The organism is Pseudaeromonas aegiceratis, from assembly GCF_046254905.1.
Lineage (GTDB): Bacteria > Pseudomonadota > Gammaproteobacteria > Enterobacterales > Aeromonadaceae > Pseudaeromonas > Pseudaeromonas aegiceratis.
The window spans coordinates 75,643-88,871 of the sequence record NZ_CP158016.1; the positions used below are offsets into that span (position 1 = coordinate 75,643).

General features: G+C 62.4%; 14 protein-coding genes. 10 read left to right on the top strand and 4 right to left on the bottom strand.

The genetic code is table 11. The annotated features are described in order from the left end of the window. Position 1 precedes the first annotated feature (1 nt). On the bottom strand, positions 2-1,159 hold the full coding sequence (locus ABHF91_RS00355) for an ABC transporter substrate-binding protein (RefSeq protein ID WP_409421529.1): 1,158 nt from the start codon (positions 1,157-1,159) through the stop codon (positions 2-4). 865 nt (positions 1,160-2,024) lie between these two features. Here ABHF91_RS00355 and ABHF91_RS00360 point away from each other — a divergent pair. The 7 genes from ABHF91_RS00360 to ABHF91_RS00390 all read left to right on the top strand — a co-directional run bounded on the left by ABHF91_RS00360 (position 2,025) and on the right by ABHF91_RS00390 (position 7,126). Continuing rightward, on the top strand, positions 2,025-2,582 hold the full coding sequence (locus ABHF91_RS00360; RefSeq protein WP_409421530.1) for a PTS glucitol/sorbitol transporter subunit IIC: 558 nt from the start codon (positions 2,025-2,027) through the stop codon (positions 2,580-2,582). An 11-nt stretch (positions 2,583-2,593) separates the two neighbouring features. Then, positions 2,594-3,580 (top strand): PTS glucitol/sorbitol transporter subunit IIB, encoded by a 987-nt coding sequence (locus tag ABHF91_RS00365; RefSeq protein WP_409421531.1) that lies wholly within the window; start codon positions 2,594-2,596, stop codon positions 3,578-3,580. A gap of 17 nt (positions 3,581-3,597) precedes the next feature. Then, a complete protein-coding gene (locus ABHF91_RS00370) occupies positions 3,598-3,966 on the top strand; it encodes a PTS glucitol/sorbitol transporter subunit IIA (protein WP_409421532.1) in 369 nt (122 codons plus the stop codon). Positions 3,967-4,045: 79 nt separating this feature from the next. Then, positions 4,046-4,825 (top strand): sorbitol-6-phosphate dehydrogenase, encoded by a 780-nt coding sequence (gene srlD / locus ABHF91_RS00375; protein WP_409421533.1) that lies wholly within the window; start codon positions 4,046-4,048, stop codon positions 4,823-4,825. Positions 4,826-4,923: 98 nt separating this feature from the next. Further along, complete coding sequence (locus tag ABHF91_RS00380) at positions 4,924-5,280, top strand: transcriptional regulator GutM (RefSeq protein WP_409421534.1); 357 nt, start codon at positions 4,924-4,926, stop codon at positions 5,278-5,280. Between the two features lie 81 nt (positions 5,281-5,361). Next, the gene (locus tag ABHF91_RS00385) at positions 5,362-6,126 is read left to right on the top strand and encodes a DNA-binding transcriptional repressor (protein ID WP_409421535.1); all 765 of its coding nucleotides are present in this window, start codon (positions 5,362-5,364) and stop codon (positions 6,124-6,126) included. Between the two features lie 34 nt (positions 6,127-6,160). Next, a complete protein-coding gene (locus tag ABHF91_RS00390) occupies positions 6,161-7,126 on the top strand; it encodes an SIS domain-containing protein (protein WP_409421536.1) in 966 nt (321 codons plus the stop codon). 93 nt (positions 7,127-7,219) lie between these two features. Here ABHF91_RS00390 and pgi read toward each other — a convergent pair whose 3' ends face one another. Next, the gene (gene pgi / locus ABHF91_RS00395; RefSeq protein ID WP_409421537.1) at positions 7,220-8,866 is read right to left on the bottom strand and encodes a glucose-6-phosphate isomerase; all 1,647 of its coding nucleotides are present in this window, start codon (positions 8,864-8,866) and stop codon (positions 7,220-7,222) included. A gap of 334 nt (positions 8,867-9,200) precedes the next feature. On the opposite strand from pgi, the gene trpS reads away from it, so the two are divergent. The 3 genes from trpS (at position 9,201) to ABHF91_RS00410 (ending at position 12,321) form a co-directional block, all read left to right on the top strand. Next, on the top strand, positions 9,201-10,202 hold the full coding sequence (gene trpS, locus ABHF91_RS00400; RefSeq protein ID WP_409421538.1) for a tryptophan--tRNA ligase: 1,002 nt from the start codon (positions 9,201-9,203) through the stop codon (positions 10,200-10,202). A gap of 71 nt (positions 10,203-10,273) precedes the next feature. Next, entirely contained in the window at positions 10,274-11,554 is a 1,281-nt protein-coding gene (locus tag ABHF91_RS00405) for an NfeD family protein (RefSeq protein WP_409421539.1), read from the top strand. After that, positions 11,554-12,321, top strand: a complete 768-nt coding sequence (locus ABHF91_RS00410; protein ID WP_409421540.1) for a slipin family protein — start codon at positions 11,554-11,556, stop codon at positions 12,319-12,321. Before ABHF91_RS00405 ends, ABHF91_RS00410 begins: the two co-directional genes overlap by 1 nt. 68 nt (positions 12,322-12,389) lie before the next feature. Here the strand turns inward: ABHF91_RS00410 and ABHF91_RS00415 are convergent, their stop codons facing one another. Next, positions 12,390-12,725: a hypothetical protein gene (locus ABHF91_RS00415; RefSeq protein ID WP_409421541.1), complete on the bottom strand. Its 336-nt coding sequence runs from the start codon at positions 12,723-12,725 to the stop codon at positions 12,390-12,392. Between the two features lie 163 nt (positions 12,726-12,888). Beyond that, the gene (locus ABHF91_RS00420) at positions 12,889-13,218 is read right to left on the bottom strand and encodes a hypothetical protein (RefSeq protein WP_409421542.1); all 330 of its coding nucleotides are present in this window, start codon (positions 13,216-13,218) and stop codon (positions 12,889-12,891) included. Between the last annotated feature and the right edge of the window lie 11 nt (positions 13,219-13,229).

Genomic DNA, 13,229 nt, shown 5'->3' on the forward strand with positions numbered 1-13,229 from the left:
CTTAGCGACCACCCATGATGGCGATGTAGTCCTGTACCCAGCGGCTGTAGGGCACGCAGGTTCCCTGTTCGCACTTGGCCTGGGGAGTCTTCCAGAAGGCGATCTTGTCGAAGTTGTCGTAGCCGTTGGTCTGGCAGCCGCTCTCGCCCAGCAGGCTGGAGGCCTTGCAGGCGGCGGGTACCGAGGGCACGGAGCCGAACCAGGCGGCCACGTCACCCTGCACCTTGGGTTCCAGGGACCAGTTCAGCCACTTGTAGGCGCACACCGGGTGGGCGGCCTGGGCATGCAGCATGGTGGTATCGGCCCAACCGGTGGCCCCTTCCACCGGTATGGTGGAGGCGATGGGCTGGTTTTCCCCCTGCAGGGTGTTCACCTGGAAGGGCCAGGCGCCGGAGGCCACCACCCCTTCGTTCTTGAAGTCGCTCATCTGCACGTTGTAGTCGTGCCAGTAGCGGTGAATGAGGGGGTGTTGCTTGCGCACCAGATCCAGTACCGCCTGGTACTGGGTCTCGGTCAGCTCGTAGGGATCCTGGATGCCCAGCTCGGGCTTGGCGTGCTTGAGGTAGAGGGCGGCGTCTGCCAGGTAGATGGCGCCGTCATAGGCCTGCACCCGACCCTGGTTGGGCTTGCCGTCCGGCAGGGCCTGGGGTTCGAACAACACGGCCCAGCTGGTGGGGGCCTCCTTGAACACGGCGGTGTTGTACATCAGCACGTTGGGGCCCCACTGGTAGGGGGTGCCGTAGTGCTGGCCGGCCACCGTATGCCAGGGAGCGTCCTTGAGGCGCGGATCCACCTTGTCCCAGTTGGGGATCAGGCTGGGGTCGATGGGCTGCACCCGCTTGCCGTAGATGAGGCGCAAGGAGGCGTCGCCGGAGGCGGTGACCAGGTCGTAGCCGCCCTTGGCCATCAGGGAGACCATCTCGTCGGAGGTGGCGGCGGTCTTCACCCGCACCTCACAGCCGGTTTCCTTCTCGAAGCCGGTGACCCAGTCGTAGGCCTTGTCGGTGTCGCCGCGCTCTATGTAGCCGGGCCAGGCGATGATATCCAGCACCCCTTCCCCCTTGCTCATGTCCAGGGCAAAGGCAGGGCCGGCGGCACAGGCGGCGGCGATCAGGGTAAACAACGGGCGAACAACAGACGGGCAACGAGCTGGGGTCATGGCGTATCCTCCGTGATGGCCGGTGAAATCCGGCGTTCAGGACAGATGCCATACAAGGGCTGTGCCAGCTTGGCCAAACCCCCATGGTCACAGGCGGAGCCGTGAACTGCACTCAATTGGGGCAGCTTTAGCTTGAGCTAATTTGGTGCAATGCTGGGTGAAGCTGGGAGCCAAATAGGCGCATTCCCTGGGCGGGCCCCGTCCGAGGCGGCTGCGGGGCTTCGTCGCCAGCATGACGCGCCTGCCTGTGGTGCGGCGCGACCCCCGACCGCTGTTTTCATTTCATGCGAATTGAAAGTCATTGTTTTCAACTTGGTGTGATCTCCTGGTCAGTCTTTTCAACTTTCCTTCCTCGATTGCGTTTGCGAGTTTTGCCTTTCAATCCGGCAGCTTGCGATTCAGCTCCTTTTTTTCGTCTTGGCAGATTGGAACTCTGTAGTGACAAGCCTGACCGGGAGGACCCGGGGCGGGTCTTTGTAATAAAAAGATGATATTTATCAGGAGATTAAATAATTTTTCCTGGGTGTGGGCACGTCAATGGCCTCTTTCGCAACCGTTTTCACGTCTCGTTTGGGTACATAGTTGAACGTTTCAGCTTGGCTGATGGGGCGGGTTGACAGGGGGATCACCGGTGGCCAACGCCTGGGTATCCGGATGATGGGGCCTCCATCCCGGCGGCCCTGGCAGAAAAAGTGTTGCCAATATCACGGTGTGAAAATAGATCGCTGATAAATGTCGTTCATTGTGAAAATATCAACTGGCCGGAACTGCTGAGTCTGTTAGCTATCAGTGGCTCAGGTAGCTAACACGGGCGAGCCGGCCCGTGTGCCCCTTCAACCAATGAACTCAATTTGAGGACGACAACATGGATTTCATTATTCATGCAGCGGAATGGTTTATCGGACTATTCCAAAAGGGAGGCGATGTATTTGTCGGCATGGTCACCGGCATTCTGCCTCTTCTGATCTCTTTGATGGTGGCGATGAATGCCCTGATTGCCTTCATCGGTCAGGAACGCGTGGAACGTCTGGCAGCCAAGAGCGCCGGCAACCCGATTTCCCGCTATCTGATCCTGCCTGTGATCGGCACCTTCGTGTTCATGAACCCCATGACACTGAGCCTGGGCCGGTTCCTGCCGGAGCGTTACAAGCCTTCATACTATGCGGCCGCGTCATACAGCTGCCACTCCATGAACGGCCTGTTCCCGCATATCAACCCTGGCGAGCTGTTCGTCTACCTGGGGATTGCCAATGGCTTGACGCAACTGGGGTTGCCCCTGGCGCCGCTGGCCACTAGCTATCTGCTGGTGGGGCTGGTGAGCAACTTCTTCCGTGGCTGGATAACCGACATGACGACGGCTTTTGTGGAACGTCAGCAAGGTATCAGCCTGAGTACCCAGGTACAGATCGGCGCAGCCGCCTAAGGAGCATCATCATGGCGAACACTCTCTACATCACCAAGGGCGAAGGCGGCTGGGGCGGCCCACTGTTCATCCCCGTTGAGCCTAACAAGAAAATCCTCTACATCACCGCTGGCACCCGTCCCGACATCGTCGATCGCATGGTGGCGTTGTCCGGTCTGGAAGCGGTGGATGGCTTCAAGACCTCCATCCCCGACGATGAAATCGCGGTGGCAGTGATCGATTGCGGCGGCACCCTGCGCTGCGGCCTGTACCCCAAGAAGCACATTCCGACGGTGAACATTCACTCCACCGGCAAGAGCGGCCCCATGGCCCAGTTCATTGTCGAGGATATCTATGTCTCAGGCGTCAAGACGGCCAACATCCATCTGCAGGAGAACGACGATGTCGTCATGGCGCCGGTGCCAACCCAGCGCCAGCCGGTGAGCGACGCGCCAACCTATGACAGCAGCAAGAAGTTGTCAGAACAGAGCGACAGCCTGTTGGCGCGTATCGGTATCGGCATGGGGGGCATCATGGCCACCTTCTTCCAGGCGGGTCGTGATACCACTGAGACAGTGCTGCGCTCCATCATCCCCTTCATGGCGTTCGTCTCCATGTTGATCGGGGTGATCATGGCGTCCGGTGTCGGTGATGTGATTGCGCACGCACTGATCCCGCTGGCCAAGAGTCCCATCGGGCTGATCACGCTGTCGCTGATCTGCTCCTTCCCCTTCTTGTCGCCCTTCCTCGGCCCGGGTGCGGTTATCGCGCAAGTTATCGGTGTCCTGGTGGGTACTCAGATCGGGCTTGGCAACATTCCTCCCCACCTGGCGTTGCCTGCACTGTTTGCCATCAACTCCCAGGCGGCCTGTGACTTCATCCCCGTTGGGTTGAGTCTGGCGGAAGCCAAACCGGAGACTGTTCAGATCGGTGTGCCGTCCGTGCTCTACTCCCGTTTCCTGACGGGGGCACCGACGGTGGCGCTGGCCTGGTTCGTCTCACTCTTTATCTATCAGTAACTGTTTAGAGGATTGATATGACTATGTTCTACCGTACTCAAGTGACCAAGATCGGTGAATTCGCCACCGAAGCCCTCAACGACAACATGATGATCCTGTTCAACGATAACGCACCGGAAGATGTTGCTGATTACTGCTTCATTCACCCGCGTGCCGAGTTGCAAGGGGAGATAGCGGTGGGGGGGTTCTTTGTGCTCGGTAACAACCGCTATCCCATTACTGCGGTTGGTGACGTGGTCAATCAAAATCTGGGCGAGCTGGGACACATCACCATCCGCTTCGATGGTGGCCGGCAAGCCGAATACCCGGGAACCGTCCATGTCCACGGCGCTTGTCCGCAGGAGCTGGGGGTCGGGACCCAACTCATTTTTGAACGGAATTTCTAAAACTCACGGCACCCTCTGCACCACCGAGTTTGGCCGCTCCGGTGCAGAGGGGCGCGAGATACTGCAATAGGAGACTAACATGTCTAAAGTAGCGCTGGTAGTTGGTGCGGGGAAAAGCCTGGGGGCCTTCCTGGCAAAGGGATTGGCCGATGATGGTTATCGGGTGGTGGTGGCCGACGTGGATGGCGACAGCGCGCGCCAGACCGCGGCCGAGATCGCCCAGCTCCATGGCAGCGAGACAGTGATGGCGGTACAGGTCAATGCCACCCAGGAAGAGGATGTGGCCCGGCTGGTCGGCGTGGTGGATGAGCGCTTCGGCCGCATCGACCTGCTGGTGTACAACGCCGGGACGGCGTCCGCCTCGAAGATCGACAGCTTCCCGCTGGATGCCTGGCAACGCTCCCTGGCCATCAACCTGACCGGCTATTTTCTCTGTGCCCGCGAGGTGTCCCGCATCATGATCCGGGAGCAACGCGGCGGGCGCATCCTGCAGATCAACTCCAAATCCGGCAAGGTGGGCTCCAAGCACAACTCCGCCTACTCCGCCGCCAAGTTTGGCGGGGTGGGGCTGACCCAGTCCCTGGCCCTGGATCTGGCCGAGCACAACATCACTGTGCATTCCCTGATGCTGGGCAACCTGCTCAAGAGCCCCATGTTCCAGTCCCTGAAGCCGCAATATGCCGTCAAGCTGGGTATCCCGGAGGATCAGGTGGAGCAGGTGTACATCGACAAGGTACCGCTCAAGCGGGGCTGTGACTTTCAGGACGTGCTGAACGTTCTCAAGTTCTACGCCAGCGATGCGGCGGCCTATTGCACCGGCCAGTCCATCAACATCACAGGTGGGCAGGTGATGTTCTGACAGCGCGGCGAGCCCTGCTTTCCTGAGGAGCTACACGTTTTGGCAGTGGGTACCTGGCCACTGCCATTTTTTCCCTATTGAACTAAGTGAGGTTTTTCATGGATGCACCCACCACCCTTATCGTGATTGCGCTGGTTGCCTGGGCGATGCAGATCTGTCTGGGGCTGCTGCAGCTCAAGGCGTTTAACCGCATGCTGCAGCAGATGAGCCTCAAGGGCATTGTGAAAATCGGCAAGACCTCGTCCCGCTGGCGACCACGCACCCTGGTGGTGCTGGCCCATGACGCCAACGGGGTGATCGTGGACGCCAGGACCATGCGCGGCCTGACGGTGTTCACCCGGCCCAAGCCGCTGAGCGAGCTGGTGCATGCCCGGCTGCCGCTGAGTGACCACTGTCTGGCGACCCTGGATGCGCCGGTGCGCGAGGCACTTGTTTGCGCTTTATCAACTAAGTGAAGGTTGCTGGCTGCGGTTTGTTTTCAATTTGAAAAAAAGGCGGTACATTTTCGAACCTAACATCGTCATCAAGGATCTGGTATGTCAGTTGAAGCTCGCCGTGAAAGTCTGGTCCAGTATCTGCGCGAGCATGGCAGGACGTCGGTCAACGCGCTGGCGGATCACTTCAACATCACGGGGGCGACGGTGCGCAGTGACTTGCGCTACCTGGAGCAGTCCCAGCGGGTGATCCGGCGATATGGCGGGGCCGAGGTATTCACCAATGCCCAGCTGGAAGACCACACCATGGATGAGAAGACCAACCTCAACCTCAGCATCAAGCAACGGATCGGCGCCCTGGCCGCCAGCCTGGTACAGGACGGCGAGTCCATCATCCTCGACAGTGGCAGCACCACGCTGCAGATGGTGCCCTGGCTCGCCGGCCGGGTCGCCCTCAAGCTGATGACCAACAGCCTGCACATCATGAATGAGGCGGCGGCGTTGGACAGCAATATCACCCTGCTGATGCCCGGCGGTACCTATCGCCGGCATTCGGCCTCCTTTCACGGCAGCCAGGCGGAGCAGGCTTTCCAGGTGTTCAGTTTCGACAAGCTGTTCATCGGGGCTGACGGCTTCGATGTCACCCAGGGCACCACCACCTTCAACGAAGCCTATGCGGTGAGCCGAGCCATGTGCAGCTCGGCCCGCCAGGTGGTGGTGGTCACCGACTCCAGCAAGTTCGGCCGTCGCACCCCCAACGTGGTGGTGCCCATCGACAAGATAGATATCGTCATCACAGATGCCGGCCTCAGTACGGAGGATAAGGCCGCCCTGGAGCAACATGGCATCCAGGTGATGCTGGTATGACAATCCGGCCGGCCATTTCAGACAGGTTGTAACCATGCAAGAACAGATCAGAGGCTATGCGCTGGACACCCTCAGCGTCGAGCTGGCGGAGGCCAGCAGTTTGGTCGATCGGGTGGGGGATGGGTTTGTGGGGGCCTGTCAGGCCATCCTGGCCTGTCGGGGCAAGGTGGTGGTGACGGGCATCGGCAAGTCCGGTCACATCGGCAAGAAGATCGCCGCCACCCTGGCATCGACCGGCTCGCCGGCGTTTTTCGTCCATCCCGCCGAGGCGCTGCACGGCGATCTGGGCATGATAAGCCAAGGGGATCTGGTGCTCATGATCTCCAACTCCGGCGAGGCGCAGGAGTTCAAGACCATGCTGCCGCTCATCAAGCGCAAGACGGTGCAGGTGATCGGCTTTACCGGGCGGGCGGACTCCTTTCTCGCCAAGCAGGCCGACTTTCTGGTGGACATAGGTGCGCGGCAGGAGGCTTGTCCCCTGGGGCTGGCACCGACCTCCAGTACCCTCAACACCCTGATGATGGGGGATGCCCTGGCGATTGCCGCCATGCAGGTGCGCCAGTTCGATGAGCAGGACTACGCCGTCTCCCACCCCGGCGGCAGCCTGGGGGCCCGGCTGTTGCTGCGCAACAGCGACCTGCTGGAGTCGGGGGCCTATCTGCCCCTGTGCCCGGCGGACACGCCCCTGAAGGAGGCCATCCTGATCCTCAGCCGCGGCGGCTGCGGTCTGCTGCTGGTGGGGGCGGTGGATGCGCCCCTGGTGGGGGTGTTCACCGATGGCGATTTACGCCGTGCCTTGGAGCGGGACCTGCCCATGACGACCCCGCTGGCCGAGTTGATGACCCGCTCCCCCGTGGTCGCCCAACCGGACGAGCTGGCCGCCGAAACTCTGGCCCGGCTGCACCAACACAACATCACGGCGCTGCCGGTGGTGGATGAGCGGCAGCATCCCCTGGGGCTGCTGGGGATCCACCAGATCTACCGCGCCGGGCTGCGTTAAGCGCACGTGACGGCAATAAAAAAAGCCGCCTCAATGAGGCGGCTTTTTTGTCTTGGAGGTCACCGGCCGGCTGGCCGGTGAAGGGTCCGATGCTTACTTCCAGGCCTTCCAGGTGTTGATCAGGCCGTTGGTGGAGCAGTCGTGGCTGCTGACGGTTTCGCTGGTGTTCAGCTCCGGCAGTATCTTGTTGGCCAGCTGCTTGCCCAGCTCCACGCCCCATTGGTCGAAGGAGAAGATGTTCCAGATGGCGCCTTGCACGAAAATCTTGTGTTCGTACATGGCGATCAGGGCACCCAGGGTTTCCGGGGTCAGCTTCTTGAACAGTATGCTGTTGGTGGGACGGTTGCCTTCGAATACCTTGAAGGGCACCAGGTCCTTGACCTGCTCCAGGGTCTTGCCGGCGGCGACGAACTCGGCTTCCACCTGTTCCTTGCTCTTGCCGAAGGCCAGGGCCTCGGTCTGGGCGAAGAAGTTGGCCAGCAGCTTGGGATGGTGATCGCCAATCGGGTTGTGGCTGATGGCCGGGGCCAGGAAGTCGCTGGGGATCAGCTTGGTGCCCTGGTGGATCAGCTGGTAGAAGGCGTGTTGGCCGTTGGTGCCCGGCTCACCCCAGATGATGGGGCCGGTCTGGTAGTCCACCGGGTTGCCATTGCGATCCACGAACTTGCCGTTGGACTCCATGTTGCCCTGCTGGAAGTAGGCAGCGAAGCGGTGCATGTACTGATCGTAGGGCAGGATGGTTTCGGTTTCGGCACCGTAGAAGTTGTTGTACCAGATCCCGATCAGGGCCAGCAGCACAGGGATGTTCTGGGCGAAGTCGGTGGTGGCGAAGTGCTTGTCCATCTCGAAGGCGCCGCGTTGCAGGGCATCGAAGTTGTCGAAGCCGACAGACAGGGCGATGGGCATGCCGATGGCAGACCAGGAGGAGTAACGACCGCCGACCCAGTCCCAGAATTCGAACATGTTATTGGTGTCGATGCCGAACTCGGCCACGGCCTTGCCATTGGTGGACAGGGCGGCGAAGTGCTTGGCCACGTGGGCCTTGTCACCGGCATGCTTGAGGAACCAGTCGCGGGCGGTGTGCGCGTTGGTCATGGTTTCCTGGGTGGTGAAGGTCTTGGAGGCCACCAGGAACAGGGTGGTTTCGGGATCGACCTGCTTCAGGGTCTCGGCGATGTGGGTACCGTCCACGTTGGAGACGAAGTGCATCTGCAGGTGGTTCTTGTAAGGGCGCAGGGCCTCACAGATCATCACGGGGCCCAGGTCGGAACCGCCGATACCGATGTTGACCACGTGCTGGATGGGCTTGCCGGTGTAGCCCTTCCACTCGCCACCGATGACCTTCTCGCAGAAGCCCTTGATCTTGGCCAGCACGGCCTTCACTTCCGGCATCACATCCTTGCCATCAACCTTGATCTCACGGTCGGCCTTGTTACGCAGCGCCACGTGCAGCACGGCGCGACCCTCGGTCTGGTTGATCTTCTCGCCGTTGAACATGGCGTCGATGGCACCGGCCAGATCGGTTTCCTTGGCCAGGTCGATGAGCAGATCCAGGGTTTCCTGGGTGATCAAGTTTTTGGAGTAGTCCACCAGAACGTCAGCGCCGAAGGTGGTGGAAAACTTGTCAAAACGGGCCGGATCGGCCGCGAACAGTTGCTTGAGCTGGCGATCCTTGTTGGCGGCGAAGTGAGCTTCCAGCGCTTTCCAGGCCTTGGTCTGGGTCGGATTGATGTTTTTCATCGGTTTAAGTTCCTAAGAGTCGAGGGTTAAAACCTGTGGTCCCGGGCACACCCAGCCCGGGCGAAACCGGCGATAGTTTACACGTTTTTGTCGCCGGATCCGCAATGCTGCGGCCTCCCTCACCCTTGGCGGGATTCTTTCTTGATCCCGCGCAGGTTGCGGGTGTAGCGTGGGCCCATGCAAATGCAACCTGGTTTCTCCTCATCCTCTGCGTGGTGGCGCCGCTTCTAGCGGCGGCCAGGAGAATCCACACCCGATTTTCATTCATGCCGCCAATCCGGGCGGCATCTTTATTTGGGCTCGGATTGGCGCCGTTAGTGTCAAGGAGACAGACATGCGTCAAACCATTCTCACCGGGGATCGTCCCACCGGTCCTCTGCATCTGGGTCACTACGTCGGCTCATTGCGCCAGCGGGTCGAGCTGCAGGCGCTGCACGACCAGACGGTGCTGGTGGCGGATCTGCAGGGCCTCACCGACAACGGCCACAACCCGGCCAAGATCAGCGAGAACATACTCAACGTGGTGGCGGACTATCTGGCGGTGGGCATAGATCCGGCCAAGACCACCCTCTGCCTGCAATCGGCCCTGCCGGCCCTCTCCGAGCTGACCCTATACTACCTCAACCTGGTGACCGTCTCCCGCCTGGAGCGCAATCCCACGGTGAAGAGCGAGATCGCCCAGAAGGGCTTTGAGCGCTCGCTGCCGGCGGGCTTTCTCACCTACCCGGTGAGCCAGGCGGCGGACATCACCGCCTTCAGTGCCAACCTGGTGCCGGTGGGGGACGACCAGCTGCCGATGATCGAGCAGACCAACGAGATAGTGCGGGCCTTCAACCGCATCGTCGGTACCCCCGTGCTCACCGAGTGCCAGGCCATGCTGGGTAAGGTGAGCCGGCTGCCCGGCATAGACGGCCAGGCCAAGATGTCCAAGTCACTGGGCAACGGCATCACGCTAGGTGCGCCGGCGGACGAGGTGCAGGCGGCGGTGATGAAGATGTACACGGACCCCAACCACCTGAGGGTCAACGATCCGGGGCAGGTGGAAGGCAACGTGGTGTTCAGCTACCTGGATGCCTTCTGCGCCGACGAGGCGCGGGTGAGCGAGCTCAAGGCCCACTACCAGCGCGGCGGCCTGGGGGACGTGGTGTTGAAACGCCTGCTCAATGACGAGCTGCAGACCTTGCTGGAGCCGATCCGTGCCCGGCGGGCGGCCTATCTGGCGGACAAGGGCGAGCTGGTCCGGGTGCTGCAACAGGGCACGGACAGGGCGCGGGTTGTGACGGGGGACCTGGTGGCCCGGGTGCGGCGGGCCCTGGGGCTGGCGTTGCTGGTCTAGCCCGCCGGCAGAAAACAGGAACAAAAGGCCGGCCCGACCTAGGATCACTCTAGGGTGTCTGAGGTGAGGGCATGACCATGTGGCGCTGCTTGGTTTGCTGGCTGTGGTGGCTGAGCTGCCTGCCCGCCTGGGGGCAGGGCAGTTACTGGCAGTTGCAGGTGCAGGGCGCCATCGGTCCCGGCGTGGCCCTGTATGTGAGTGAGGAGTTGGCCGCCGCGGCCCGCGCCGAACCCAGGCCCGAGCTGGTGCTGCTGTTGCTGGATACCCCGGGGGGCCTGAGCGAGTCGATGCGCAGCATCAACCAGGCCATCCTGGCCTCTCCGGTGCCTGTGGTCACCTATGTGGCCCCTCAGGGGGCCAGGGCCGCCTCCGCCGGTACCTACATCCTCTATGCCAGCCACGTGGCCGCCATGGCCCCCGCCACCCACCTGGGGGCCGCCACCCCGGTCATGATAGGCCCCCCCGGCAGCCCGCCGCCGGCGGATACGCCGGCCAAGACCCCCAGCCAGGCCGATACCCTGGCCCACAAGCAGCTCAACGATGCCCTGGCCTATATCCACAGCCTGGCCCAACTGCGTGGGCGCAATGCCCAGTGGGCCGAGCGGGCGGTGCGTGATGCCGCCACCCTCACCGCCGAGCAGGCCCTTGCCGAGGGGGTCATAGATCTGATTGCCCAGGATGTGCCGGATCTGCTGCGCCAGCTGGATGGCCGCACCGTTCTGCTGGCCGAGGGCACCCGGCGGCTGGCCAGCCAGGAGCTGGTCCCTCGGTTGCGCCACCCCGACTGGCGCATGCAGTTTCTCACCGCCATCTCGGATCCCAATATCGCCTACCTGCTGCTGGGGCTCTACGCCCTGCAGCTGCTGCCCCTCAACTATACCGGCCTGGCCCTGCTGTTGCTGGGGCTGGTGCTGCTGGTGGTGGAGGCCCTGCTGCCGAGCTTCGGCCTGGTGGGGGTGGGCGGCCTGCTCGCCTTCGTGCTGGGTTCCGTGCTGCTGTTTGACAGCGCCGATGCGGTCTACCGGGTGGCCTGGCCGCTGATCGCCGCCTGCGCGGCCAGCGCCGTGCTGCTGATGCTGGTGGTGCTGCGGATGGTGTGGCGCCAGCGGCGCGGCGGCCTGGTCTCCGGCACCGATGGCATGCTGGGGCAGCCGGCACGGGTGCTGGGGACCTGGCAGGACGAGGGGCGGGTACAGTGGGGTGGGGAGAGTTGGCAGGCGCGCTGCGCCGTGCCGTTGCGGGCCGGTCAGCGGGTCCGGATCCTGGCGGTGGAGGGCCTGCGGCTGACTGTGGCCCCCTGGCCGGAGGCGGAGCCGCCTTCGCACCATTCATCTGATGAGGAGAGACGCTGATGTTGGCATTGAACCTGTTCCCGCTGCTGCTGACCGTGCTGCTGCTCGGTCTGCTGATCAGCACCTTTCGCATCCTGCGCGAATACGAGCGCGGGGTTATCTTCTTGTTGGGCCGCTTCTACCGGGTCAAGGGGCCCGGGCTCATCATAGTGGTGCCCTTCATCCAACAGATGGTGCGGGTGGATCTGCGCATCGTCACCATGGACGTGCCCAGTCAGGACGTCATCTCCCGGGACAACGTCACCATCAAGGTCAACGCTGTGGTCTACTTCCGGGTGGTGGATCCCCAGAAGGCCATCATCAACGTGGAGCACTACCTGGAGGCCACCAGCCAGCTGGCCCAGACCACTTTGCGTTCCGTGCTGGGGCAGCATGAGCTGGATGCCCTGCTGGCGGAGCGGGAGGCCCTCAATGCCCACCTGCAGAAAATCCTGGATCAAGGCACCGACAACTGGGGCATCAAGGTGGCCAACGTGGAGATCAAGCATGTGGATCTGGATGATTCCATGATCCGGGCCATCGCCCGTCAGGCCGAGGCCGAGCGGGTGCGGCGGGCCAAGGTGATCCACGCCCTGGGCGAGGTGGAGGCGTCGCAGAAGCTGGTGGAGGCGGCGGCCACCCTGGCCGGCCAGCCCCAGGCCATCCAGCTGCGCTACCTGCAGACCCTCACCGAGATCTCCGGCGATAACAGCAAGATCATCGTCTTTCCCCTGCCGCTGGATCTGATGAAGACCCTGATGTCGGCCGGCAACAAGGACGCCGGCTAGGGACGAACCGCCTGGCGTAAGGGCTGGATTTCGCCGCGATGGGATCTAGGTCGGGGGGAGTGCGGCGCCTAGCGCTGCCGGTCGAAGGATTGCACCTCGCCGAAGCGGGCCGCCAGGGTCGTGATCTGATTGTCCGAGTGGCTGGCCACCGCCATGGCGGCGCAGAAGCTGGACTGCTGGGCATATGCCAGCCGGGCCTGATCGATGCGCCGCTCGGCCTGCCTGCGAACCTGGGCGTTGGCGCTGGCATCGGAGAAGTTGGCCTGCTGGGCCAACATCCACTGCACAAACTGCTGCCGGCAGCGGCCTTCGTCCCCTGGCTGTGCGGCCTGGCTGGGACCAGGCAGGGCGCCGAACAAGGCACAGAGTAACAACAGCCGTGTGGGTCGGGATCTGGGTTGCATCGCTGGGCTCGTCGGGTCTGAACAGAGGGGAGACGTTGCGCGCAAGACGCAACGGGAAGGCGGCGTTATACGAGTTGCGTTTGCTTAGCGCAAGTGACGAAGTGTTAGCCGAGAGCAAGCCGCTGAGTCGTAATGAAAAATTGTTGGCAGGGAGAGGGGGCCGCTAATGGCGAAACGCCTGGCTGAAGGCCTGGATCTCGCCCTGATGGGCGCTTAGCTCGCCGGTGAAGGGCGGCTGGCGGGCGGCCACCGCCATGGCGCCGCAGAAGCTGCTGTCCTGGGCGTAGGCGGCCCGCACCCTGTCTATGTTGCGCTCGGCCTGGCGACGGGAGCGCACGCTGGCCGCGCGATCGGCAAAGTGTACCTGCTGCACCACCATCCAGCGGATAAAGCTCGCCTTGCAGGCGTCCTCATCGGCCTGCGCGGCGGACTCGACCAGACAGCACCACAGGCTCACGAACAACAGCCAGCATAGGGGTCGTAATGCGTTCATCTACCACCAAG

Bases quoted from the DNA above. Each gene is read 5' to 3' on its own strand.
- ABHF91_RS00410 (WP_409421540.1), top strand. From the start codon at position 11,554: ATGTTGGCATTGAACCTGTTCCCGCTGCTGCTGACCGTGCTGCTGCTC.
- ABHF91_RS00380 (WP_409421534.1), top strand. From the start codon at position 4,924: ATGGATGCACCCACCACCCTTATCGTGATTGCGCTGGTTGCCTGGGCG.
- ABHF91_RS00390 (WP_409421536.1), top strand. From the start codon at position 6,161: ATGCAAGAACAGATCAGAGGCTATGCGCTGGACACCCTCAGCGTCGAG.
- trpS (WP_409421538.1), top strand. From the start codon at position 9,201: ATGCGTCAAACCATTCTCACCGGGGATCGTCCCACCGGTCCTCTGCAT.
- ABHF91_RS00355 (WP_409421529.1), bottom strand. From the start codon at position 1,159: ATGACCCCAGCTCGTTGCCCGTCTGTTGTTCGCCCGTTGTTTACCCTG.
- ABHF91_RS00405 (WP_409421539.1), top strand. From the start codon at position 10,274: ATGACCATGTGGCGCTGCTTGGTTTGCTGGCTGTGGTGGCTGAGCTGC.
- ABHF91_RS00415 (WP_409421541.1), bottom strand. From the start codon at position 12,725: ATGCAACCCAGATCCCGACCCACACGGCTGTTGTTACTCTGTGCCTTG.
- ABHF91_RS00420 (WP_409421542.1), bottom strand. From the start codon at position 13,218: ATGAACGCATTACGACCCCTATGCTGGCTGTTGTTCGTGAGCCTGTGG.
- ABHF91_RS00385 (WP_409421535.1), top strand. From the start codon at position 5,362: ATGTCAGTTGAAGCTCGCCGTGAAAGTCTGGTCCAGTATCTGCGCGAG.
- ABHF91_RS00365 (WP_409421531.1), top strand. From the start codon at position 2,594: ATGGCGAACACTCTCTACATCACCAAGGGCGAAGGCGGCTGGGGCGGC.
- ABHF91_RS00370 (WP_409421532.1), top strand. From the start codon at position 3,598: ATGACTATGTTCTACCGTACTCAAGTGACCAAGATCGGTGAATTCGCC.
- ABHF91_RS00360 (WP_409421530.1), top strand. From the start codon at position 2,025: ATGGATTTCATTATTCATGCAGCGGAATGGTTTATCGGACTATTCCAA.
- pgi (WP_409421537.1), bottom strand. From the start codon at position 8,866: ATGAAAAACATCAATCCGACCCAGACCAAGGCCTGGAAAGCGCTGGAA.
- srlD (WP_409421533.1), top strand. From the start codon at position 4,046: ATGTCTAAAGTAGCGCTGGTAGTTGGTGCGGGGAAAAGCCTGGGGGCC.